Source organism: Desulfocicer niacini, assembly GCF_054657595.1.
The window spans coordinates 121,743-140,915 of sequence record NZ_BAAHYK010000001.1; the positions used below are offsets into that span (position 1 = coordinate 121,743).

Genomic DNA, 19,173 nt, shown 5'->3' on the forward strand with positions numbered 1-19,173 from the left:
TTATGGGGCCACGGAATCGGTTGCCAGGGTCAGGAAAAAACATTCCAGTGCCAGTCGAGGGGTTGCATTGGCAAGGATGCGTTTTTCTGCGGTGTGAAGTGCCTTGATCCAGGCCACGGCCTTTTTTCCGGTAAGCATCGTCGACAATGCCTGGAGATCTGCAAGAACGTCTTTGTTGATAACCTGCCGGGGGTCATGGGAAACCACCATGAGATCCCGGAGCCAGGTATTTATAAGGGTTAGGATTATTTTTAATTCATCCGTGTTCCGGGTCAGGCGTTCTGCAAGAAACAGTGCCGGGGATGCATCGGTGCAGTTTTGTTTTTCCACCAGATGAAAGAGGGCGCTGATCAGCCATTTTCTGCGGTATTTCCAGTCGGTGGTGGCATTTTTGTCCTGGTTGAGAAGCTGGTGTGCCATGTCCAGAGTGCCATCGGCGGTGGCCACGGCAATGGCTGTCTGCATGGGGTCAGCCCCGGTACTCTCCTGGATTTGTCGGTTCAATACCGTAAGGGGGGTGGGGGTGAAGCGTAAATGTCTGCACCGGGAGATGATGGTGGGCAGAAGGCCGCTCAAATCCTGGGCCGTCAAAATAAAAAAAGTGCCTGACGGGGGTTCTTCCAGTATTTTAAGCAGGGCATTGGCCGCTTCCTGGTTCATCTTGTGGGCTTCCGTCACAAGGACCATTCGGTGGCTCCCTTCGTGGGGAGGGGATGCAAGTGTATGATAAAGATCCCGGATACCGGCAATTTTTATTTTGTCCTTTTCCGGAGTGATGACCAGGATGTCCGGATGCATGTCTGCAATGGTTTTTTTGCATGAGCTGCACACCATGCAGGGTTCCAGGGCACCTTTGTGGGTTTCAAGGTGTAGCTGTCGGCCGGTGGATGTGCAGTTCAGTGACATGGCAAAAAGATGGGCCGCTTCTTTTTTCCCGGTGTTCGGGTTACCGGTGAACAGCAATGCATTGGGCAGCCTGGAACTGTAAAGGATGGCCTCCAGACTGTTTGCAACATGGGGCTGTTTTTCCCGGAGGGATGCGGCCCGGGATGGAGGTGAAAACGGGGGCATGGGTTAGATATCTACACGTTCTTTAAGTTCTTTTCCGCATTTGAAAAAGGGGAGTTTTTTGGGGGGGATGGTTACTTTTTCACCGGTTTTTGGGTTTCTGCCGGTGTAGCTATCATACTCTTTGATGAAAAAGCTGCATAAGCCCCGGATTTCCACCCGTTCACCCTTTGCAAGTGCTTCGGTTAAGGAGTCAAAGAAAGTCTGGACCACATCTGCGGCCTCTGCCTTTGTAAGCCCTGTTTTCTGTTTCAGGGTGGAAATCAATTCAAGTTTATTCATTGGGTCCTCTTAAAAGGGGCTGCCAGGGGGGACATTTCAGATCTCGCGGGTCGGCCCCTCTGCTGTGTTTTTGGGGGAATCAGGGCCGCAACTGTCATGGGAAATGTCATGACATCTGCCTGATTACGTTTTGTTCATGATGATGACAATTCAGTAAATGTTCGGGTTTGTAATGTAAATGTTTGTCCACTGCTCCATCTCCGCGTATTTGGGACTGCGTAGCATACTAATGACATGTGAGCAGACCAAAATGGGTGAAGATGGAGTGATGGTCAAATATTTACCCAACTCAAACGCTAAAGTTAAAGATAAAAACACTTAATAAACAAATTACAGCAATAAGTCAAGGGGGTTATGTGGTCATATGGGGTGCTTTTTCAATGTCTTGTTCATCAATCTCCACTCCGGCAAACTGACCCAGAGCATCTATTCTGATGATGACCCGGCCTTTGCCCTTATGTTGAACAAACTCTCCGGTGGCACCGGTCATGGGGCCGTTGACCACCAGGACCGGATCTCCCTTGGCCATGGAGGTTCCCGGGCCTGTGATTACATCAAGATCGGCATGGGTGATGATTTTCAGGGATTCAATGTGGCTGTCCGGAATGGCGACAGGTCCTTTTCGGTATCCCAGAAGACGAACAGCTCCTATGGTTTTAAGAACTCTTAACTGCTCTGCCGGTGCCGGTGGGATGTTGACAAACACATAGCCGGGAAAAAGGGGGACGTGGATCATCTTATTTCTGTCTTTGCGCTGGCTTTTTACCCGGGTTTTTGGGAGAAACACGGTGATGGATTTTTTTTTAATGTGGTCGTGGACCACGTTTTCAAAACGGCTCCGGGTGAGCAGTGCATACCATAACTTGTCTAATTTCATTGGGTCCCAAATTCTCCAAGGCCTTTCAAATTGATGAGAAAACCGATGGATTGATCATCGGTGGTGTCGGTGTAGGATACCTGCATGGACCAGCAGGTGCGATTGAATTCAATGCCGGTGGTGGCCTCAATGGTTTCATCCTCATAAAGATTTTTTTCATATTCCAGAAATGCCCGCAGGCCCGGGTTCAGTTTGAAATTAATGCTTGTATATATGGATTCTGTTTCATCCACGTCATTTTCTTCGTCCGCTTGGCTGTATCTATACTGGACACTGATACGGTCTTGCCTGAAATCTGTGATGGTGATGGCACTGTTATGGCTGGATATGCCCGTGCTGTAGGGGGACCATTCCAAGTCAGTATCCAGGAAAAGATGGGGAATGGGAGACAGTTCAAGGTCCAGCATAATGTCTGAAAATGGTTTATCCGTGTCTTCATCTTCACCGGACAGATGGTAGTCCTGGGAGATTTTCAGCCAGCCCAGTTCCCGATAAGAATGTCCGGGGGAATTTTTGCCGGATTGATTTTCAGATTTTTTCATCTGTTGCCTGGATGTCAGGCGCTGGGTCAGCTGCCAGGTAAGGGTGTTTTGTTCTTCAATCAGATCGGTGTCGTCAAACCAGGGAATATCTGTTTGATCCACCTGGGGGATAAAGGTGTAGTTCAGGGCCGGGGTGACCTCATGTTTGATTTTTCGGTCTGTGGGGGTATCCAGGGAAAAAATTCGGGTAAATACGGTGGATATATCCATATTGATGTCAAAAATTTCCCGGTGGCTGTAACCGTTTTGAATATCATCTCTGCCTTTTGCATCATCTGTGTACCACAGGGTCTGCCGGAGCCCCAGGGACGGTTCTAGCTGTACGCCCCCCAATCGGAAGGGAAGATAAATTTTGGGATAGAGATCCATGCGCTGGCCGTTCAGAAGCGTGTCTGTGGTGTTTTGTCGAAAAAAATGGGTGTACCCGGAGTTGAGCTCAAAATACAGGGGTGAGTTTCCCAGGTTCTGGCGCATCCCGCTGAAGGTGATGGCGGGCAGAGACTGCAGGGTGCTGTCATCGGTGTCGTTCTGGCGAGCTGTGACATTGTCATACCACAGGGCATCCATGTTAAGGTTGTAATTACTCCAGGCCCGTTTGATGTTAAGCTGATTTATACGGGTGGTGTCATCGTAGTCATCAAGTTCCCTTCCAAAGGTCGATTTAAAAGCATTCTGGGTGGCGGTAAGGCCAGTGTTTCCCTTTTTGAATTCGTGGAGATAATCTTCATCACTGACATAATCAAGGTCCAGTCGTGCCTTCCACAGGGGAAAAATTTCCCTGTCGTTTTTCATGCGCAGCCAGTACCGGTCCGCATTGGTTCGCTGGGAAGTGCCAGCATATGCGTAATCACTTGTGGTATCGGTGCCGTCATCTATTTTATTATCTTTTAGATAGTCCAGAAAAAGGGTACCTTTATTGCTGTTGTCCTGGATATAACGATATTCCGCTCCCAGTTTTATCCCACGGTAGGACATGTAATTCATATTTAATGTGGCATCGGTGCTCCTGGAGAGAGCAACAAACATGGATTGATCATATTCCATGCCTTTTCGGTCGGAGCTTGTGATGCGGGGGGAAAGAAGGCCGGTCTGTCTCTGGTTTTTCACAGGGAAGGCCATGATCGGGGTGTACAGGGCCGGTATGTTTCCTGCCCATAGAGTGGCGTGTTTTGCAGTGCCGTACCCTTCAATGGTAACGGAGATATCCCGGCCAGTGATTTTCCAGTCGGGATGATCCCCGGCACATGAGGTTAAAGATGCCCTGTCGGCTTTGTAGCTTGCCGGGCCTGTTTTTTCAATTCGGTTTCCTGAAATATAAAAATGATTTTCCTCCACAAACACAACCCCGTTCATGATGGTTCCGGTCTGTGTTTCCAGGTTCAGGTCCATGGCATCACAGTTAATGGTGTCTTTACCCGAGATGAGCTTGACGTGGCCGGTGGCCCGGGCGTCCCGGGTCAGATAGTTGTATGTGACATGGTCTGCGTCAAGGCGGACGGTGTCGCTGGATAAAATAACCTCCCCGGTTGCAACATAGAGGTGCTGCTCTTGGTCATAGGTGGCTGTGCGGGCAGACAGATGCCACGATGTCTTGCCGGTTGCGAGGGAGGCGGGGGCTGCCCGGCATACAGTGGCCATGACAAGGATAAAGACAAGCATGATGCCGAATTGTTTAAACGTGGAATATGATAAGGTCAATGGCTTTTTGCTCTTTTTGGGGTGGTGTGAAATTGCACTTCCATTCAAAATACTGTATAAAGCCATTTTAGTCATAAAAAGTCAAGGGCAGGGGGCGTGATCCAGAATTTTCAACCTATCCACGGGGCTGCAACGGACCCGGAAAGAAGTATTTATGTTTATTACCCTTGAGGGTATTGAGGGCTCGGGGAAAACCACCCAGATTGGCCCAATAAAAAAATATATTGAAACAGCCGGATACGGCGTAACGGTTACCCGGGAGCCAGGCGCCACAGCCATTGGAAAGCGCATCAGATCCATTCTGCTGGATCCGGAAAGCCATGACATGGCCCCTCTTTGTGAGCTGCTGCTTTATGGGGCCGATCGTGCCCAGCATTTGTCCCAGGTGGTGATACCAGCCCTGGAGGCTGGAATGATTGTGGTGTGCGATCGGTTTGCCGATGCCACAAAGGTGTACCAGGGCTGGGCCCGGGGCTTGGATTTGTCCATTATTGATGCCATCCATGACATGGTGGTGGGTTCATTGATCCCGGATTTGACAATTCTATTTGATTTGCCACCGGAAACAGGTCTTTCACGAACCTTCAAGGCCCTTGAAAATGGCCAGCGTGAGGATGGCGAATCCCGATTTGAAAAAGAGGCCCTGTCTTTTCACTCCGCAGTCAGGTCGGGATATCTTGCCCTTGCCCAAAAAGAACAACAGCGGTTTCTGGTGGTGGATGCCTCCCGGAACCCGGATGAGGTTTTTACGCAAATAAAGTACGGGCTTGCCACCCGTTTGGGGGTAAATAAATGAGTTATTCAATATTGAATTCCATTGGGAATACGCCACTTGTGGAGATCCGGCAACTTAACACTGTTCCGGGGGTAACCATCCTTGCAAAGCTTGAGTACCTGAATCCAGGGGGGTCTGTAAAGGATCGTGCAGCGTTGTCCATGATTGAACATGGTGAAAAAAACGGAGAACTGACCCATGACAAGATTGTGGTGGAGGCCACCAGCGGAAATACCGGCATCGGCCTTGCCCTGATCTGCTCGGTGAAGGGATATAAACTTTTGCTCACCATGTCCGAATCGGCCAGTGAAGAGCGCAAAATGATTTTAAGAGCCAGGGGGGCAGAAATTCTGCTTACCCCAGGCAACAAAGGTTCCGATGGAGCCATTGAAGAGGTGTATCGCCTGGCCCGGGAGAATCCAGATCTGTATTTTATGACGGATCAATATAATAACAAGGCCAACTGGCTGGCCCATTATAACACCACTGCTCCGGAAATCTGGGAACAGACCCGGGGAACGGTGACCTGTGTGGTGGCATCCCTTGGCACTGGCGGCACCCTTATGGGGCTGTCCCGACGTTTAAAAGAGTGCAACCCGGACATTCGCATCATCGGTGCGGAACCCTTCCTGGGCCATGGCATACAGGGGCTTAAAAATATGAAGGAATCCTACCGGCCCCATATTTTTGATAAAAAACTGCTGGATGAAAAGGTAAATATTGCCGATGAAGAGGCCTTTGAAACTGCCCGGCAGCTGGCCAGAAAGGAAGGGCTTTTTGTGGGCATGAGCAGCGGTGCCGCCATGGCCGTTGCCCTTAAAGAGGCAAAAGAACTTAAAAATGGTGTCATTGTGGTAATTCTGCCGGATAGCGGGGAGCGTTATCTTTCCACATCCCTTTTCACGGTGAAAGATCATCTCTCCTTGAATCTGTACAACTCCCTGACACGCACCAAGGCTCTTTTTACCCCCGTCAACCAGGGAAAGGCCGGAATTTACACCTGTGGCCCCACCGTGCATAAACGCCTGGACCCGGGCCAGTTCCGCCGGTATGTGGCAACGGATCTGCTGTGCCGATATCTGGAATATAAAAAGATATCCGTTAACCATGTGCTCAATATCACCGACCTTGACGACAAAACCATCCAGGGCTCCGAAGCGGCCGGTGAAGAACTTGCAAGTTATACCCGGCGTTACATTGATCTGTTTAAAAAAGACCTGAACGATCTTAAGGTCCGCCCGGCCCAGGCCATGCCCCTTGTCAGCGAGCAGGTTGAAAGCATGGTTCAGCTGGCAGGCACCCTTGCAGACAAGGGTTTTGCCTATGAAAAACTCAACTCCCTTTACTTTGATATTTCAAGTCTGCCCGGCTATGGCACCTTTTCCGGAGTGGATCTGGACAAAATTCGCCTGGGGGCCACCGTGGATCTTGATGATTATGAAAAGGACAATCCCCGGGATTTTACCCTTTTAAAACGCATCGGGCTATCTGAGCTCAAACGGGGTATCTGCGTAAATACCCGCTGGGGCAATGTGCGGCCTTCTCTGCATCTTCAATGTGCCGCCATCTCCATGTCCTACCTCGGGGAACGATTTGACATTCACACCGGCTCCCGGGAACTTGTTTTTCCCCACCATGAAAACGAAATGGCCATTGCCAGAGCTGCCACGGGATCTGCCCTGGTGGAGACTTGGATGCACTGTGAATCGGTGCAGTATGATGGATCCCTGGGGACGTCTGATGTGGAGCAATTGACCCTTGATGATCTTGTTGAAAGGGGATGGTCTTTGCGTGTGATCCGGTTCTGGCTCTTGTCCACCCATTACCGAAAGAATCTGATTCTGTCGGAATCCGTCCTGGATGCCTGTCGACAATCCCTGGATAAGCTGGATCGCTGTATCCAGAGCCTGGCGGCGGTGAAAGACGGTAAGCCCTTTGCCGAACTTGATCAGCTGATCTATGATATCCGCCATGGATTCTGTCTGGCCATGGACGACGATTTTAAAATGTCCGATGTGCTGGCTCTTATGTTTAAGAGTGTCAAGACCTTGAACCGCCTTATGGACACCGGAGACATTGATCCAGGCGGGTCAGCTTCTGTGATTTCTGTCTTCAGGGAGGTGGACCAGGTTCTCAATGTCATGGACTTTTCCCCGGCCGCCCATGTCCCGGAAACGGTTAAAACCCTGATGGAAAAAAGAGAACTGGCTCGCACCAGCCAGGAATGGGAAGCGGCCGATCGCCTCAGGGATGAACTGGTGGCCATGGGTGTTGAGTTGCACGATAAAAAGGTGAGGTAACTATGAAATTTTTTTATTTTCCATTTACCCATGTTTCGGTGCGGGACCAGGTCCTGATGGGTGCTGCTTTAAGGCAGGTTTTTTATCTTTCTTCTGATCCCGAACAGGCATGGTCTGCGGGTACATGGAGGGCAAAACCCGGCGTTTCCCATGCTAGACAGGCTGGCAAAAAAGATCCTGAAGAAACCCTTGACCTTTTCTGTAAACCAGATCTTGTCCTGCTGCCCTTTCCCCGAACAATGCGGGAGAAGGTGATGGGGCTTCTTGCGGATCATCGGCAATGGGCAGTTCAATCCGGTGTCGGTCCCGGACAGTTAAAGTCGCTGTTGCGTAAAACTCCATATTTCACCAGTGATACCCAGGTGTCGGCCATTCGTTCCCAGATCAAAAAAGAACCATCTCCGGAATCGTCCCAGGAAGACCCGGAAAAGGTCCTGGTAAAAGCCCTTGCATTTCTTTGTCTGGCCAGGGAAAATGACGAACAGAGGGCTGCCATTAATGAGGCTTTGTCAAGCATTAATGAGAAAAAAAACACTCTTTTTGCTACCCTGGCCGGAGAGGAATCAACAACCACCCGGCCGAATAATGACCGGATATCACCCGATGATTTTTCTTTTTTTTCCACCGCCACCGGTGAAGATCCCGGCGCGTTGATGACCTCTTTGCGCATCCGTTCCTGGTTTAAGGTTTTTTCCCGGCTGCTTGGGTCCGGCGACACCCCCATGGAGGTAAGGGAAGAGCCAGTTATACTGGTCACAACCAGCCCTGCTGTGGTTGCCTTTTTTGAGCAGATTTCACAGGAGCGGCAATTGTTGCTTGACAAGGAGATAAATTATGTGCACAAAGAAACCTGTGCAGGTGGCAGTTTATTTCAGGATCAGCTGCTTGACGATATGAAATCTGCAGTTTTCGGGCAGGGACAAGGGACTTGTTCCCCCATGAGAGATAAGGAAATTCACCCTGGTGGTCCTCGTTTGAAACTCCATGTTTTTAAAGGGGATGAAATTAGGCGTTTTTTTTATTCGGATGATCAAAACCCCGCGTATCCCCTGCCTGATGCCTGGATTGAGGGGCAACTTTTTATCTGTCTCATTGACCCGGTAAAATAAAATGCTTGATTTGCTTTTTTATCTGTTGTAAATGCCCGATCTATAAGGTATCTAAAACAGGTCACAAAGATCTAAAGATAGATCATATACTAATAATCCAACAGGAGGTTTTTTAAAGATGGCTTTTACCCCGATCGTAGACGAAAGTAAATGTGTAGGTTGTGAAGAATGTGTAGACGTATGCCCCGTGGAAGTATTTGAGATGGAAGACGGAAAATCCGTTCCTGTCAATGCAGAAGAGTGCATGGGCTGCGAGAGCTGTGTTGAAGTATGCGAAGAAGACGCCATCACGGTTGAAGAAGATTGATTCTTTTTTCATCCTTCGATTAATAAAAAACCTCTGGCAAACGATTGGGTGTCGTTTCCAGGGGTTTTTTGTTTTTCACCTCTGGAATTATGCCCGGCTGTTTTTTAGGTGTTGCAAATATTCGCTACTGTGTGGTATTTCATTGTTCTATTATGAAACAATATCGCATTGACGGTCTTGATCTCCAGGACCACCGGAAACTGAAGACATATCTCGATACCCATCTGGGAACTCCCATGCTGGGAAATATCTATTGGCTTGAATTGGAAAGTAGCCTGTTGACCCCCCTCCAGAAGGATCATGAAGCATGTGCTCCCCACTGCTTTGCCCTGGAACTGGAAGAAACCTTTTTGTCCTGCGAGTTTCTCGTCAGAATTAAGAAAAGCATCAGATGCGATTGCATGGGATATGCCACCCCACTCCAGAGGGAATGGCTGATCTCCACCGTGGATGCCATCCTGGAGACACTTTCCATCACAGCCTGATGAAAGGGGCAAATGCCGCTTTCAGGAGGAAACATAAATGTTGAAAGTCATACCGCTGGGCGGTCTGGGTGAAATCGGTCTGAATATGATGGTGGTGGAGTACGACCAGACCATCATGATAGTTGATGCCGGGCTCATGTTTCCCGAAGACTATATGCTGGGTGTGGACATCGTGATTCCCGAGATGGAATATCTCCGGGATAACCGGGACAAGGTAAAGGGGGTTGTGCTTACCCATGCCCATGAGGACCACATCGGTGCCCTGGCATATCTTTTAAAAGATATGCCAGTGCCGGTGTATGGCACCGCCTTTACCCTGAGTGTGGTGAAAAACAAGCTTAAAGAATTTGATCCCCTTAACAATGCAGTTCTTAACCAGGTGTTTCCAGGTGGTAAAATGGAAATTGCCCCCTTTGAGATTGAATTTATAAGGGTCAGTCACAGCACCGTGGATGGGGTGGGTCTTGCCATCAATACCCCTGAAGGCATGATTGTTCACACCGGAGATTTCCGGATCAATCATTGCATTGAAGAATGTAATGTGACTGATATTTCAAGATTTTCCCGTCTGGGAGATCAGGGCGTGCTGGCCTTGTTCTCCGATTCCACCAATGTGGAGCGGGAGGGATACACCGATTCCGATCAGAAGGTCAGTGAATCCATAAATAAAATCGTGGCGGAAAGCGACGGCCGGGTGATTGTGGCCCTTTTTGCCTCCAATGTGTTTCGCATTCAACAGATCATTAATATCGCTTTGCACCATCACCGCAAAATTGTGTTCAACGGCCGCAGCATTGAGCAGACCGTGTCCGTGGCCCGGGAGCTTGGCTACTTAAGATTTCCGGACAACATGTGTCTGGATGTTAAGCAGGTAAATTCCTATCCGGATGCTGAAATCGTGATTATCACCACTGGTAGTCAGGGGGAACCCATGTCCGCCCTGGCCCGTATGTCCACCGGGTTTCATAAACAGGTGAACATCAAAAAGGGCGATAGTGTCATACTTTCCTCCAAATCCATCCCCGGCAATGAAAAAGCCATTTCCAACATCATCAACAATCTCTATCGACGGGGGGCCGAGGTGGTCTATGACAAGGTGGCCCAGGTCCATGTGTCCGGCCATGCCTGTCAGGAGGAGTTGAAACTGATGATTAAGTTGACCCGGCCGAAATATTTTATTCCCATTCATGGGGAATACCGGCATCTGGTCACCCATGCCCGCCTTGCCGAACGTCTGGGGCTTCCCCGGTCCAATGTACTTCTTGCGGAAAATGGTAAGGTTATCACCTTTGACGGCGCCGGTGGCAGAATTGCAGGGACGGTGAACACCGGCCGGGTGCTCATTGACGGCAAGGGCATCGGAGATGTGGGCCGCAGTGTTTTAAAGGAAAGACGAAACCTCTCCGAAGACGGACTGGTGGTGGTATCCATGATCATTGACGAAGAGACAGGTATTGTATTGTATGGACCTGAGCTCATCTCCAAGGGGTTTGTGTTTGGTGCAGAAACGGGATATCTGGTGGATGATGCCCAATGCGTGATTCTGGAAATTGTGGAGGAGGTGGAGGCCGGCAGCGATTCCCGGGTGGACATCCTCAGAACCCGATTGCAAAAGGCCTTGAAACAATATTTTTTCTTTACCATCAGGCGACGGCCGGTGATTTTGCCCATTATTATAGAAGTATGAAAAAAGAGTTGTCCAACATTTTGTTGTTTTTCTTTTTCATTTTTCTGGGCCTGAGCCTTGTCTCATACAGCCCCCTTCCATCCCTTCGATATTATCACAGTTTTCAATCCGATCCGGTGCACAATCTTTTCGGCACCTTGGGTGCCGGGGTATCGGGGATACTGGTGGGTCTTTTCGGGGTGGGAGCCCTTTATATTCCCCTGAGTCTTGCGGGTGCCTTCTTTGTCCATGCTCGTAAACCCTCCCGGGGTGTCATGGGGCTCATGCTTGGAGGTGGGCTTGTTTTTACCATGTCACTTGGCTGTTTTCTGGCCCTGTTTCGGGATGGATATTCATTTTGGGGAACCTATTACAGTGCCGGTGGTGTGCTGGGAGACTGGGTGACCCGTTGGTTGATCCAGTGCCTGAATGTATCCGGTGCCGTCATTGTACTTGTGTTTCTTATGCTTTTGGGACTGGTGCTGTCCACTAACCTTTCTTTTGTTGCTTTGATTCACATCGTTGTACGTGGCTCTGCTCAGTTTTTTTGGTACATGAGACAGGGCCTTGCGGGGCTGACCGGGGTTGTGCATGCTACCGGGATGTTGCTTGGCAGGATACTGTGTGAAAGACAGGACGCCCAAAGAGGGGGGCTTTCCCGGGGTTTAGTCTCGTTTACTGGACCCGTAATGGGAGATGAGCGTTTAAGTGGCTCTTTGTCTTTAACAAAAACGCCCTCACATCCCCGGCAGATCCCCGACACATCCCATGCGGAAAACCCCGTCAGCCCCGGCAAAAAAAATCAAAAAAGCGCCATGATTGTGGCCAGGCCTCCAGCTGCCGCCTGTGAAGCGGTGGCAACTCCCCCGGGAGAGAGCTTGGAGCGCATGGGATTTATTTTGCCGTCGGTGGCACTGCTCAACGAAAGGAAAGCCACACATACCCGGGTCGACGGGGATGCCCTCAGGGAAAAAGGCCAAATCCTTGAAAATAAATTAAAAGATTTCGGAATTGCCGGTGAGGTGGTAGAAATTTTGCCGGGGCCAGTGATCACCACATTTGAGTACCGGCCAGCCCCCGGGGTGAAAATCAGCAAGATCGTTAATCTCACCGATGATCTGGCCCTGGCCCTGAGCGCTCTGAGTATCCGTATCATTGCCCCCATTCCCGGCAAAGATGTGGTGGGAGTGGAAATTCCCAATGACATCAGGGAAAATGTGGTCATCCGGGAGATGCTGTCCGCTCCGGTTTTTGTTGAGTCTGACTCCCGGATGTCCCTGGGACTGGGGCGGGATATCTTGGGGGTGCCGGTGGTGGCCCGAATGGAAACCATGCCCCACCTGCTCATCGCCGGGGCCACGGGCACGGGTAAGAGTGTTGGGCTCAATGCCATGATCATAAGCCTGCTGTACAAGGCCACCCCCGAAGAGGTGAAGTTCATTATGGTGGACCCCAAGCGCATAGAACTGTCGGTGTACGATGGTATTCCCCATCTGATTTCGCCGGTGGTGACGGACATGAAAAAGGCTACCAATGCTTTGTATTGGGCCGTGGGGGAGATGGAGCGTCGCTATGAACTCCTGGCGGACAACGGGGTTAGAAATCTTTTGCAGTACAATCAGCTGGTGGATAAACAGCTTCAGGAAGGTCTGAAAAAAGGTGCCAGGGTCTCCGGCGACGAAGAAGAGATAACGGCGGCGGACCCCGAAGCAATAGTCCCGGAGAAGCTGCCCTATATTGTTGTCATTGTCGATGAATTTGCCGATTTGATGATGGTGGCTTCCCGGGATGTGGAGTCGGCCCTGATTCGTCTGGCCCAGATGGCAAGGGCTGCTGGGATTCATTTGATTCTGGCCACCCAGCGACCCTCTGTGGATGTGCTCACTGGTGTGATCAAGGCCAATTTTCCCACTCGGATTTCCTTCCAGGTATCCTCTAAGGTGGATTCTCGAACCATTCTGGATACCAACGGGGCTGAAACCTTGTTGGGAAACGGTGACATGCTTTTCATGCCCCCCGGAACGGGGCGGTTGACCAGAATCCAGGGTGCTTACATTTCCGAAGGAGAAATTGCCCGTGTCACCACATTTTTAAAAGAACAGCGCTCCCCGGTGTATGTGGAGGAAGTCACCCAGAAGACAGATGCATCCCCAGGGGATGGCAGTGATGCGGATTATGATGAAAAATATGATGAAGCTGTTGCCCTGGTCACCCGGACCCGTACGGCTTCCATTTCCAGTGTGCAGCGACATCTGCGAATCGGATACAACCGTGCCGCAAGAATTATCGAGACCATGGAATCCCAGGGGATTATAGGTCCCCAAGAGGGTTCAAAGCCCCGGGAAATCCTGGTGAAATCCTTTGAAGCGTAAAAACAATGCGAATAATGGAAATGGCAATATGCCGTCGCCCCCCCCCCGACGGGTAATGGGTCCCGGCCCGGAACTGTAGACAGCTCGATTGGCCGGTTCCTATTACCCATCGGGGGCGGTATAAAGAAACTCCGTCTAAAACACTGCAATGATTAGAGTTTCATTTTTCGTTGTGGCAGAGGTTTACTGCCATGTATGTTATATAAAAAAAATTTGGGATTTACTGGTTCTGGATCGTGATCCTGGTGTCAGAATGGCGGGCAGGTTTTTGAAAATAGAGCACCAGGCTTTTCCCCATGATGGGGTTAAGCAGTCGCTCCAGGATTCGGGTGACAGGGGGTTTTTCCATGAGATCCCATACCAGGAGGCGGTGGTACAGGTTCACAAGGCCCACATCGGTGCGGTGAACCCCGGTGAGGCATTTTAACCACCAGTAAAAGGCGTGCAGGGCATGGGCATGGTGGCTTCCTTTCGGGATCATGCCCTGGCGGCATATCTGTCGGACCAGGCTGGATTTTCGGTAAATGCGGATGTGGCCGCCGGGGGTGTGATGATACTCCCGGGACAGTTTCCAGCAAAGGGTTTCCGGCCAGAACCGAGGCACAGTTACGATCAGGGTGCCTCCGGGTTTGAGCACCCGGACCAGCTCTTTAAGGGCCGTGTCTGCCCCGGGAATATGTTCCATGACTTCAGAACAGATCACCCCATCAAAGCAGTTGTCTCTAAAGGGCAGTTGCCCGATGTCCGACCGGGCCAGGGTCCATTTTCCCCGGTGACCTGAAATAAGCTGGTGGTGGAAGGTCAGTTTTTTGTTTGCGGTTACAAGATCCTCATGGCTTCGGTCCGAGCCCACGCACAGGGTTTCGGGAAATTCCGATGCCTTTGCGGTGTGACGGCCTTCACCACATCCCATGTCCAGTATTTTTTCCCCGGGTTTCGGGGCCAGTCGTTTGAAATCAATGGTGATCACGGATGATCTCCCTGTAAGTCTCAACGGTTTTCCTGGCGGTGACCTCCCATGTGAAATCTTTCATGATGCGGTTGTATCCAGCTTCTGCCAGTTTTTCCCGTTTGTTTTTGTCGTCCATGAGATCCAGGATGGCCCTGGCCAGGGCCAGTGCATCCCCGGGGGGGACAAGTTCCGCCGCATCTCCGGCCACTTCTGCCAAGGCACCGCCGGTGGTACAGATAACCGGAACCCTGCAGGCCATGGCTTCCCCCACAGGCAGTCCAAATCCTTCGTAGAGAGATGGTACCACGGCAAGGCTTGCCCGCGCATATTCCCGGAGAAAGGCATCGTCGTCCAGCCGTCCGGTGAACCGGACATGGTCCTTTAAATTCAGGGAGGCGATGAGACGTTCAATAATGCCGTTTTTTTTGGGGCTTCCCACCACCACCAGTTCCACCTTCCGGGTATCTGCCACCTTGCGCATGGCGTGCATGAGATAATAAAGACCCTTTAAAGGGGTGTCAGCGCTGTTGGTGACGATGATGCGGTGGGGGTGTGCTTTTATGGTGTCCACCGGATGAAACAGTTCGGTGTTTATTCCAATGGGAATGGTGGTAAATTTTTCTCTGGGGATTTTAAATTCCCTGGCAATATCATTTTTGGAGGAGCAAGAAACGGTGATGATCCGGGGAAGGCGCCGTGCCACATATTTTTGCATGCCGATGAAGGAGTACCACCGTAGCTGCTGCAGCTTCTTGTAAAATGATCGGGTGGATTTAACGGCGATGCGCCGGTCCACGGTCATGGGGTGGTGGATGGTGGCGGTGACGGGCATTTTCCGGGAAAGGGCAAGGATGCCATAGGCCAGGCACTGGTTGTCATGGATGATATCGTATCTGTCCAGGCGGTTTTTAAGGTATTTTTCAGCACGCATGCCAAAGGTCAGGGGTTCCGGGTACCCCATGGTGGACACCCCGAGCCATTCCATTAAGTTGATGGGATCTTTGAGTTCATCCATCCCCGGTGTTCTGAACAGGTCGTCGGGATTGTACAGGTCCAGGGTTTTAAGGGGGGTCAGTATGGGGCCAGGGGTGAGTAGGGGGTCCGGGGGACCGGCAATAACCTCCACCCGGTGTCCCAGATCTGACAAAGCCCGGCCCAGGTTTCTGATGTAGACACCCTGTCCTCCGCAATGGGGATTACTTCTGTAGCTGATGATGGCAATGGAAAGTCTGGAGTGCATGGTATAATGATGGTGCGCCCGGCTGGAATCGAACCAGCGATCTTCAGCTTCGGAGGCTGACGCCTTATCCACTGGGCTACGAGCGCATGCCCTTTCTTATAGTCTTTCTTTCATTAAAAATCAATTTTTTTATGGGTTGTCATTGAAAATAATCGGACTGGATTATAATTTTGGTGCTTTTATCCTGGAATTAGTCACAACATGGGCTATCAGTTAAGCTTGGCGGTCCAATAGGGTTGGACTTGTGTTGTTGTGATTTCTACAACCACCTGTGTTACAAGGTAAACTTAAATAACAGCGCCAATAACGTAAGCCTGATTCCATCCAAAACTGGTTCATGCGGTGACCTGAATTTGCAAATTAAAGCCCACGGGGGTATCGATCAAGAATGCATGCCCTTGCCTCTCCGGCCACATAAAGAGAACCAGCAATGCACACCGTACCATTTTCCGGGGTGGTGTCAATGGCATGGCTGACGGCCTGGGCCACATCATCAATGACACACATCTCCACCCGGGTCAGTTTTTCTGACAGCTTGAGGAGTATTTCCGGGTCAAGGTTACGATTTATTTTTGGACGGGTGAAGATGATGCGGTCTGCCGTGGGTACCAAGTGTTCCAGCATTTTCTCATAAGGTTTATCATTTAAAATGCCCAGTACCAGTGTGAGATGGGTGGCTTTGGCTTCCGTTGTTAAAAAACGGGCCAGGTTTTCTGCAGCATGGAGATTGTGAGCGCCATCCAGAATTACATGGGGATCATGAAGAATGTACTCCAGACGGCCCGGCCATTTTGTGGCTGCAAGCCCCTTTCTGATGGTTTCTGGAGAGATGGCCGGGGGCAGGGGATTGTTTGCCCCAGGGGTTAATAGCAGTTCGCAGGCAGCAAGTGCCATGGCAGCATTGTTGATCTGATGATTCCCCGGCAGGGGTGTATTAAGTTCGTTCAGGGAAAAAGCCATTCCCTGGTAATCAAACCGGGAAGCAAGGCCGGTGCTGCTTGCCGTGGCGGTGGTAAAGTCCTTGCCCATGATGTACAGGGGGGCTTTTTTTCCCCGGGCGGCCTTTGTTATGACGCTGAGGGCTTCGTCCTGGGTGACCCCGGTGATAACAGGTACCCCCGGCTTGATGATCCCGGCTTTTTCCCCGGCGATTTCTGCCAGGGTATTGCCCAGATAGTCGGTGTGTTCAATGGAGATATTGGTGATGATGGAGACGGCCGGTGCCAGTACATTGGTGGCATCCAGTCGACCACCCATTCCCGTTTCAATGACCGCCCATTGCACTTTTTTCAGGGCAAAAAGATAAAAACCCATGGCGGTTGCCAGTTCAAAGAAGGTGGCCTGGCGTTCTCCGGTATCAGCGGCTTTCACCGCCATATAGGCATCAACAATTTCGTCGTCGGACACAGGGTTGCCATTGACGGTAAATCGTTCATTGAAGTGGATCAGGTGGGGGGAGGTATAAAGACCGGTGGAGATGTTCGATGCCTGCAGTATGCTTGCAATGGTGGAGGCTATGGAGCCCTTGCCGTTGGTGCCGGCGACGTGGATACAATGAAATGTTTTTTCCGGTGATCCAAGGCGCTTAAGTATGCCGGTCACAGTATCCATCTCAAGTTTGATGCCAAAACGTCCCAGGGAAAACATCTGCTCCAGGCACTGGTGGTATGATAGTGTTTTCATGGTTCTCACAGGAAATATTGCGTGGTGTCCATCAGGATAAAAACCCGACTGAACGAACCAGGCTCATTTTCTGGTTTTCAGTCGGGTTTTCGTAAAAATACACTCTAAAGATGGAGATGTCTAATTATTTTCCCCGAGAAGCAGCAATTCTCTGCCGTCTCATGGCTTCTCTCATCTTACGCCGTCTGTACTGACTCGGCTTTTCAAAGTTTTTCTTCATTTTTAGACGTTTAAAAAGTCCGTCGTTCTGAATTTTCTTTTTCAGAATTTTCATGGCTCTTTCAACGTCATTGTCAATGACTTTTACTGTGATATCCTTCAACTGCATCGCCCCTTTCTTGCCCATCATGAAGATAGATGGTTTATTTTTTTTAACCCTTGATTTATATCACCATAATAGGCATCTTTCAAGGGGAATATGGATTTGATGCCAATGTTTTTAAATAGGGCATAAAATTAAGGTGCCCATGGATTTACAGTTTTGATATTAATTCTTCGGTGACGGACTTAAGATCTTTCTCTCCCTGGAGGGTAAAATACTTGACGCTGTCATCGGTTTTTGCAAGATCACGAAAATGGTAAGCGGATGCCAGGGTACCGTCCACATCGTTATAATAAATGGAGTGTCTCTTGTCGATGGCTGCTTCATCCTGATCATCGGCTCTTTTGGTCAGAGATCCACCGCATATCCGGCATTTGTCTCCATTGGGTTTGATAGCGTCAATGAAGATGTTGTTGGGATGGTTGTTGTCTTTTTCACACAGCCGACGGCCCATGATGCGGTTTTTTGCAATTTGTCGATCCAGAAGCATTTCAATGACATAGTCAAGCTTCATACCGGCTTCTTTCAGGGATGCGTCCAGTTTTTTCGCCTGCACCTTGTTTCTCGGGAATCCATCAAGCAGCCATCCGTTTTTACAGTCGTCCTGTTTTAAGCGATCAAGGACCATGGGGATGGTGATGTCATCGGGAACCAGGTCTCCTTTGTCAATGAAGGCCTTGGCTTGTTTGCCAAGCTCTGTGCCGCCTTTGATGTTTTCCCGGAAAATGGCACCTGATTCAATGTGGGCGATGTTGTACTTGTCTTTGAGTATTGAGCCCTGGGTTCCTTTGCCGCTGCCGTTGGGTCCGAAAAAAATGATGTTCATGAAATACTCCTTTTATTGAATGTTAGTCTTGCTATGGGTTTAAGGGGTTGACGCCCCGATTCGTCGTATTGGTTTTTGGGGTTTGATGGGGTTGCTTCACCGTGTTGCAGGTGCTCAAGGCAATCATCAAGATGCTGGCCGGGGGTGCCATGGGTGAACCTGGCAGGCTTGAGATAAGAACCTTTCCCCGGTGCGCATACCTTAATTATAAAAGTGGGTGATGAATGTCAAGCTTTGGAGGGATGAAAAAATAATTATGGAAAATAATGGAGTGACTGCTGGATATGAATTTAATGGTGGGTGGATTTTATTTTAATCCATGGGACGCTTTTGCTTGACATTGCTGAAAAAGGGGTTTACATCATGGAACGATAGTGCCTTTGGTATTTCTGCATGTATTGCTTGGCTTGTGGCCGCGGCATGGCAGGCTGCCGGGGACATTGTGTCAATGCTTTTCATCGCCAAACCATTTCATGTGTCAGCGGTCCAGCGATTGTCAACACGCTTTTAAGGCGTTCTGCCGGAATGTTTCATGTCTTTAAATAGTGAGCGTGTCTGAAAATAATAATATATACCATTTTATTTCTTGGAAACAGATTGCTCCAGCAGCATATCACCCATGCCAATTAAACCGTTTCGATTCAAACACCCATCTGTTTTTTTCTTTTC

16 protein-coding genes and 1 tRNA gene are annotated in these 19,173 nt (G+C 50.0%); 7 read left to right on the plus strand and 10 right to left on the minus strand.

All coding sequences use genetic code 11. The features are described 5' to 3' along the window. The 4 genes from holB to ACYQ2M_RS00650 form a co-directional block, all read right to left on the minus strand. Positions 1-1,071 (minus strand): DNA polymerase III subunit delta', encoded by a 1,071-nt coding sequence (gene holB / locus ACYQ2M_RS00635; RefSeq protein ID WP_459914365.1) that lies wholly within the window; start codon positions 1,069-1,071, stop codon positions 1-3. A 3-nt stretch (positions 1,072-1,074) separates the two neighbouring features. Further along, the gene (locus ACYQ2M_RS00640; protein ID WP_459914366.1) at positions 1,075-1,350 is read right to left on the minus strand and encodes an HU family DNA-binding protein; all 276 of its coding nucleotides are present in this window, start codon (positions 1,348-1,350) and stop codon (positions 1,075-1,077) included. Positions 1,351-1,702: 352 nt separating this feature from the next. After that, on the minus strand, positions 1,703-2,227 hold the full coding sequence (locus ACYQ2M_RS00645; RefSeq protein WP_459914367.1) for a UpxY family transcription antiterminator: 525 nt from the start codon (positions 2,225-2,227) through the stop codon (positions 1,703-1,705). Next, positions 2,224-4,467 (minus strand): LPS-assembly protein LptD, encoded by a 2,244-nt coding sequence (locus ACYQ2M_RS00650; protein ID WP_459914368.1) that lies wholly within the window; start codon positions 4,465-4,467, stop codon positions 2,224-2,226. The genes ACYQ2M_RS00645 and ACYQ2M_RS00650 overlap by 4 nt, the downstream gene beginning before the upstream one ends. Positions 4,468-4,621: 154 nt before the next feature. Here ACYQ2M_RS00650 and tmk point away from each other — a divergent pair, with 154 nt between their 5' ends. From tmk to ACYQ2M_RS00685, 7 genes are all read left to right on the plus strand, one after another. Continuing rightward, complete coding sequence (gene tmk / locus ACYQ2M_RS00655) at positions 4,622-5,263, plus strand: dTMP kinase (protein WP_459914369.1); 642 nt, start codon at positions 4,622-4,624, stop codon at positions 5,261-5,263. After that, on the plus strand, positions 5,260-7,542 hold the full coding sequence (locus ACYQ2M_RS00660) for a cysteine synthase (RefSeq protein WP_459914370.1): 2,283 nt from the start codon (positions 5,260-5,262) through the stop codon (positions 7,540-7,542). Before tmk ends, ACYQ2M_RS00660 begins: the two co-directional genes overlap by 4 nt. Positions 7,543-7,544: 2 nt before the next feature. Further along, complete coding sequence (locus ACYQ2M_RS00665) at positions 7,545-8,651, plus strand: hypothetical protein (RefSeq protein ID WP_459914371.1); 1,107 nt, start codon at positions 7,545-7,547, stop codon at positions 8,649-8,651. Between the two features lie 118 nt (positions 8,652-8,769). Next, positions 8,770-8,958 carry a ferredoxin gene (locus tag ACYQ2M_RS00670; protein ID WP_459914372.1) on the plus strand — a complete coding sequence of 63 codons (189 nt, stop codon included), beginning with the start codon at positions 8,770-8,772 and terminating at the stop codon, positions 8,956-8,958. 152 nt (positions 8,959-9,110) lie between these two features. Then, positions 9,111-9,443 (plus strand): hypothetical protein, encoded by a 333-nt coding sequence (locus ACYQ2M_RS00675; protein ID WP_459914373.1) that lies wholly within the window; start codon positions 9,111-9,113, stop codon positions 9,441-9,443. A 37-nt stretch (positions 9,444-9,480) separates the two neighbouring features. Next, positions 9,481-11,130: a ribonuclease J gene (locus ACYQ2M_RS00680; RefSeq protein WP_459914374.1), complete on the plus strand. Its 1,650-nt coding sequence runs from the start codon at positions 9,481-9,483 to the stop codon at positions 11,128-11,130. After that, on the plus strand, positions 11,127-13,481 hold the full coding sequence (locus tag ACYQ2M_RS00685; RefSeq protein WP_459914375.1) for an FtsK/SpoIIIE family DNA translocase: 2,355 nt from the start codon (positions 11,127-11,129) through the stop codon (positions 13,479-13,481). Before ACYQ2M_RS00680 ends, ACYQ2M_RS00685 begins: the two co-directional genes overlap by 4 nt. A gap of 220 nt (positions 13,482-13,701) precedes the next feature. Here the strand turns inward: ACYQ2M_RS00685 and ACYQ2M_RS00690 are convergent, their stop codons facing one another. The 6 genes from ACYQ2M_RS00690 to ACYQ2M_RS00715 all read right to left on the minus strand — a co-directional run bounded on the left by ACYQ2M_RS00690 (position 13,702) and on the right by ACYQ2M_RS00715 (position 18,504). Further along, a complete protein-coding gene (locus ACYQ2M_RS00690) occupies positions 13,702-14,451 on the minus strand; it encodes a class I SAM-dependent methyltransferase (protein ID WP_459914376.1) in 750 nt (249 codons plus the stop codon). Beyond that, positions 14,438-15,673, minus strand: coding sequence for a glycosyltransferase family 4 protein (locus tag ACYQ2M_RS00695; RefSeq protein ID WP_459914377.1), 1,236 nt, complete (start codon positions 15,671-15,673; stop codon positions 14,438-14,440). Before ACYQ2M_RS00695 ends, ACYQ2M_RS00690 begins: the two co-directional genes overlap by 14 nt. Positions 15,674-15,683: 10 nt before the next feature. Then, a tRNA-Arg gene (locus ACYQ2M_RS00700) sits at positions 15,684-15,759 on the minus strand. A gap of 274 nt (positions 15,760-16,033) precedes the next feature. Beyond that, entirely contained in the window at positions 16,034-17,356 is a 1,323-nt protein-coding gene (locus ACYQ2M_RS00705) for a bifunctional folylpolyglutamate synthase/dihydrofolate synthase (protein ID WP_459914378.1), read from the minus strand. 124 nt (positions 17,357-17,480) lie between these two features. Further along, positions 17,481-17,684, minus strand: a complete 204-nt coding sequence (rpsU, locus tag ACYQ2M_RS00710) for a 30S ribosomal protein S21 (protein ID WP_459914379.1) — start codon at positions 17,682-17,684, stop codon at positions 17,481-17,483. 145 nt (positions 17,685-17,829) lie between these two features. Then, positions 17,830-18,504 (minus strand): adenylate kinase, encoded by a 675-nt coding sequence (locus ACYQ2M_RS00715; protein ID WP_459914380.1) that lies wholly within the window; start codon positions 18,502-18,504, stop codon positions 17,830-17,832. Positions 18,505-19,173: the final 669 nt, after the last annotated feature.

Coding starts and splice junctions, on each gene's coding strand:
- ACYQ2M_RS00640 (WP_459914366.1), bottom strand. CDS start 1,350: ATGAATAAACTTGAATTGATTTCCACCCTGAAACAGAAAACAGGGCTT.
- rpsU (WP_459914379.1), bottom strand. CDS start 17,684: ATGCAGTTGAAGGATATCACAGTAAAAGTCATTGACAATGACGTTGAA.
- ACYQ2M_RS00645 (WP_459914367.1), bottom strand. CDS start 2,227: ATGAAATTAGACAAGTTATGGTATGCACTGCTCACCCGGAGCCGTTTT.
- ACYQ2M_RS00715 (WP_459914380.1), bottom strand. CDS start 18,504: ATGAACATCATTTTTTTCGGACCCAACGGCAGCGGCAAAGGAACCCAG.
- ACYQ2M_RS00665 (WP_459914371.1), top strand. CDS start 7,545: ATGAAATTTTTTTATTTTCCATTTACCCATGTTTCGGTGCGGGACCAG.
- ACYQ2M_RS00705 (WP_459914378.1), bottom strand. CDS start 17,356: ATGAAAACACTATCATACCACCAGTGCCTGGAGCAGATGTTTTCCCTG.
- tmk (WP_459914369.1), top strand. CDS start 4,622: ATGTTTATTACCCTTGAGGGTATTGAGGGCTCGGGGAAAACCACCCAG.
- ACYQ2M_RS00695 (WP_459914377.1), bottom strand. CDS start 15,673: ATGCACTCCAGACTTTCCATTGCCATCATCAGCTACAGAAGTAATCCC.
- ACYQ2M_RS00660 (WP_459914370.1), top strand. CDS start 5,260: ATGAGTTATTCAATATTGAATTCCATTGGGAATACGCCACTTGTGGAG.
- ACYQ2M_RS00675 (WP_459914373.1), top strand. CDS start 9,111: ATGAAACAATATCGCATTGACGGTCTTGATCTCCAGGACCACCGGAAA.
- ACYQ2M_RS00680 (WP_459914374.1), top strand. CDS start 9,481: ATGTTGAAAGTCATACCGCTGGGCGGTCTGGGTGAAATCGGTCTGAAT.
- ACYQ2M_RS00670 (WP_459914372.1), top strand. CDS start 8,770: ATGGCTTTTACCCCGATCGTAGACGAAAGTAAATGTGTAGGTTGTGAA.
- holB (WP_459914365.1), bottom strand. CDS start 1,071: ATGCCCCCGTTTTCACCTCCATCCCGGGCCGCATCCCTCCGGGAAAAA.
- ACYQ2M_RS00685 (WP_459914375.1), top strand. CDS start 11,127: ATGAAAAAAGAGTTGTCCAACATTTTGTTGTTTTTCTTTTTCATTTTT.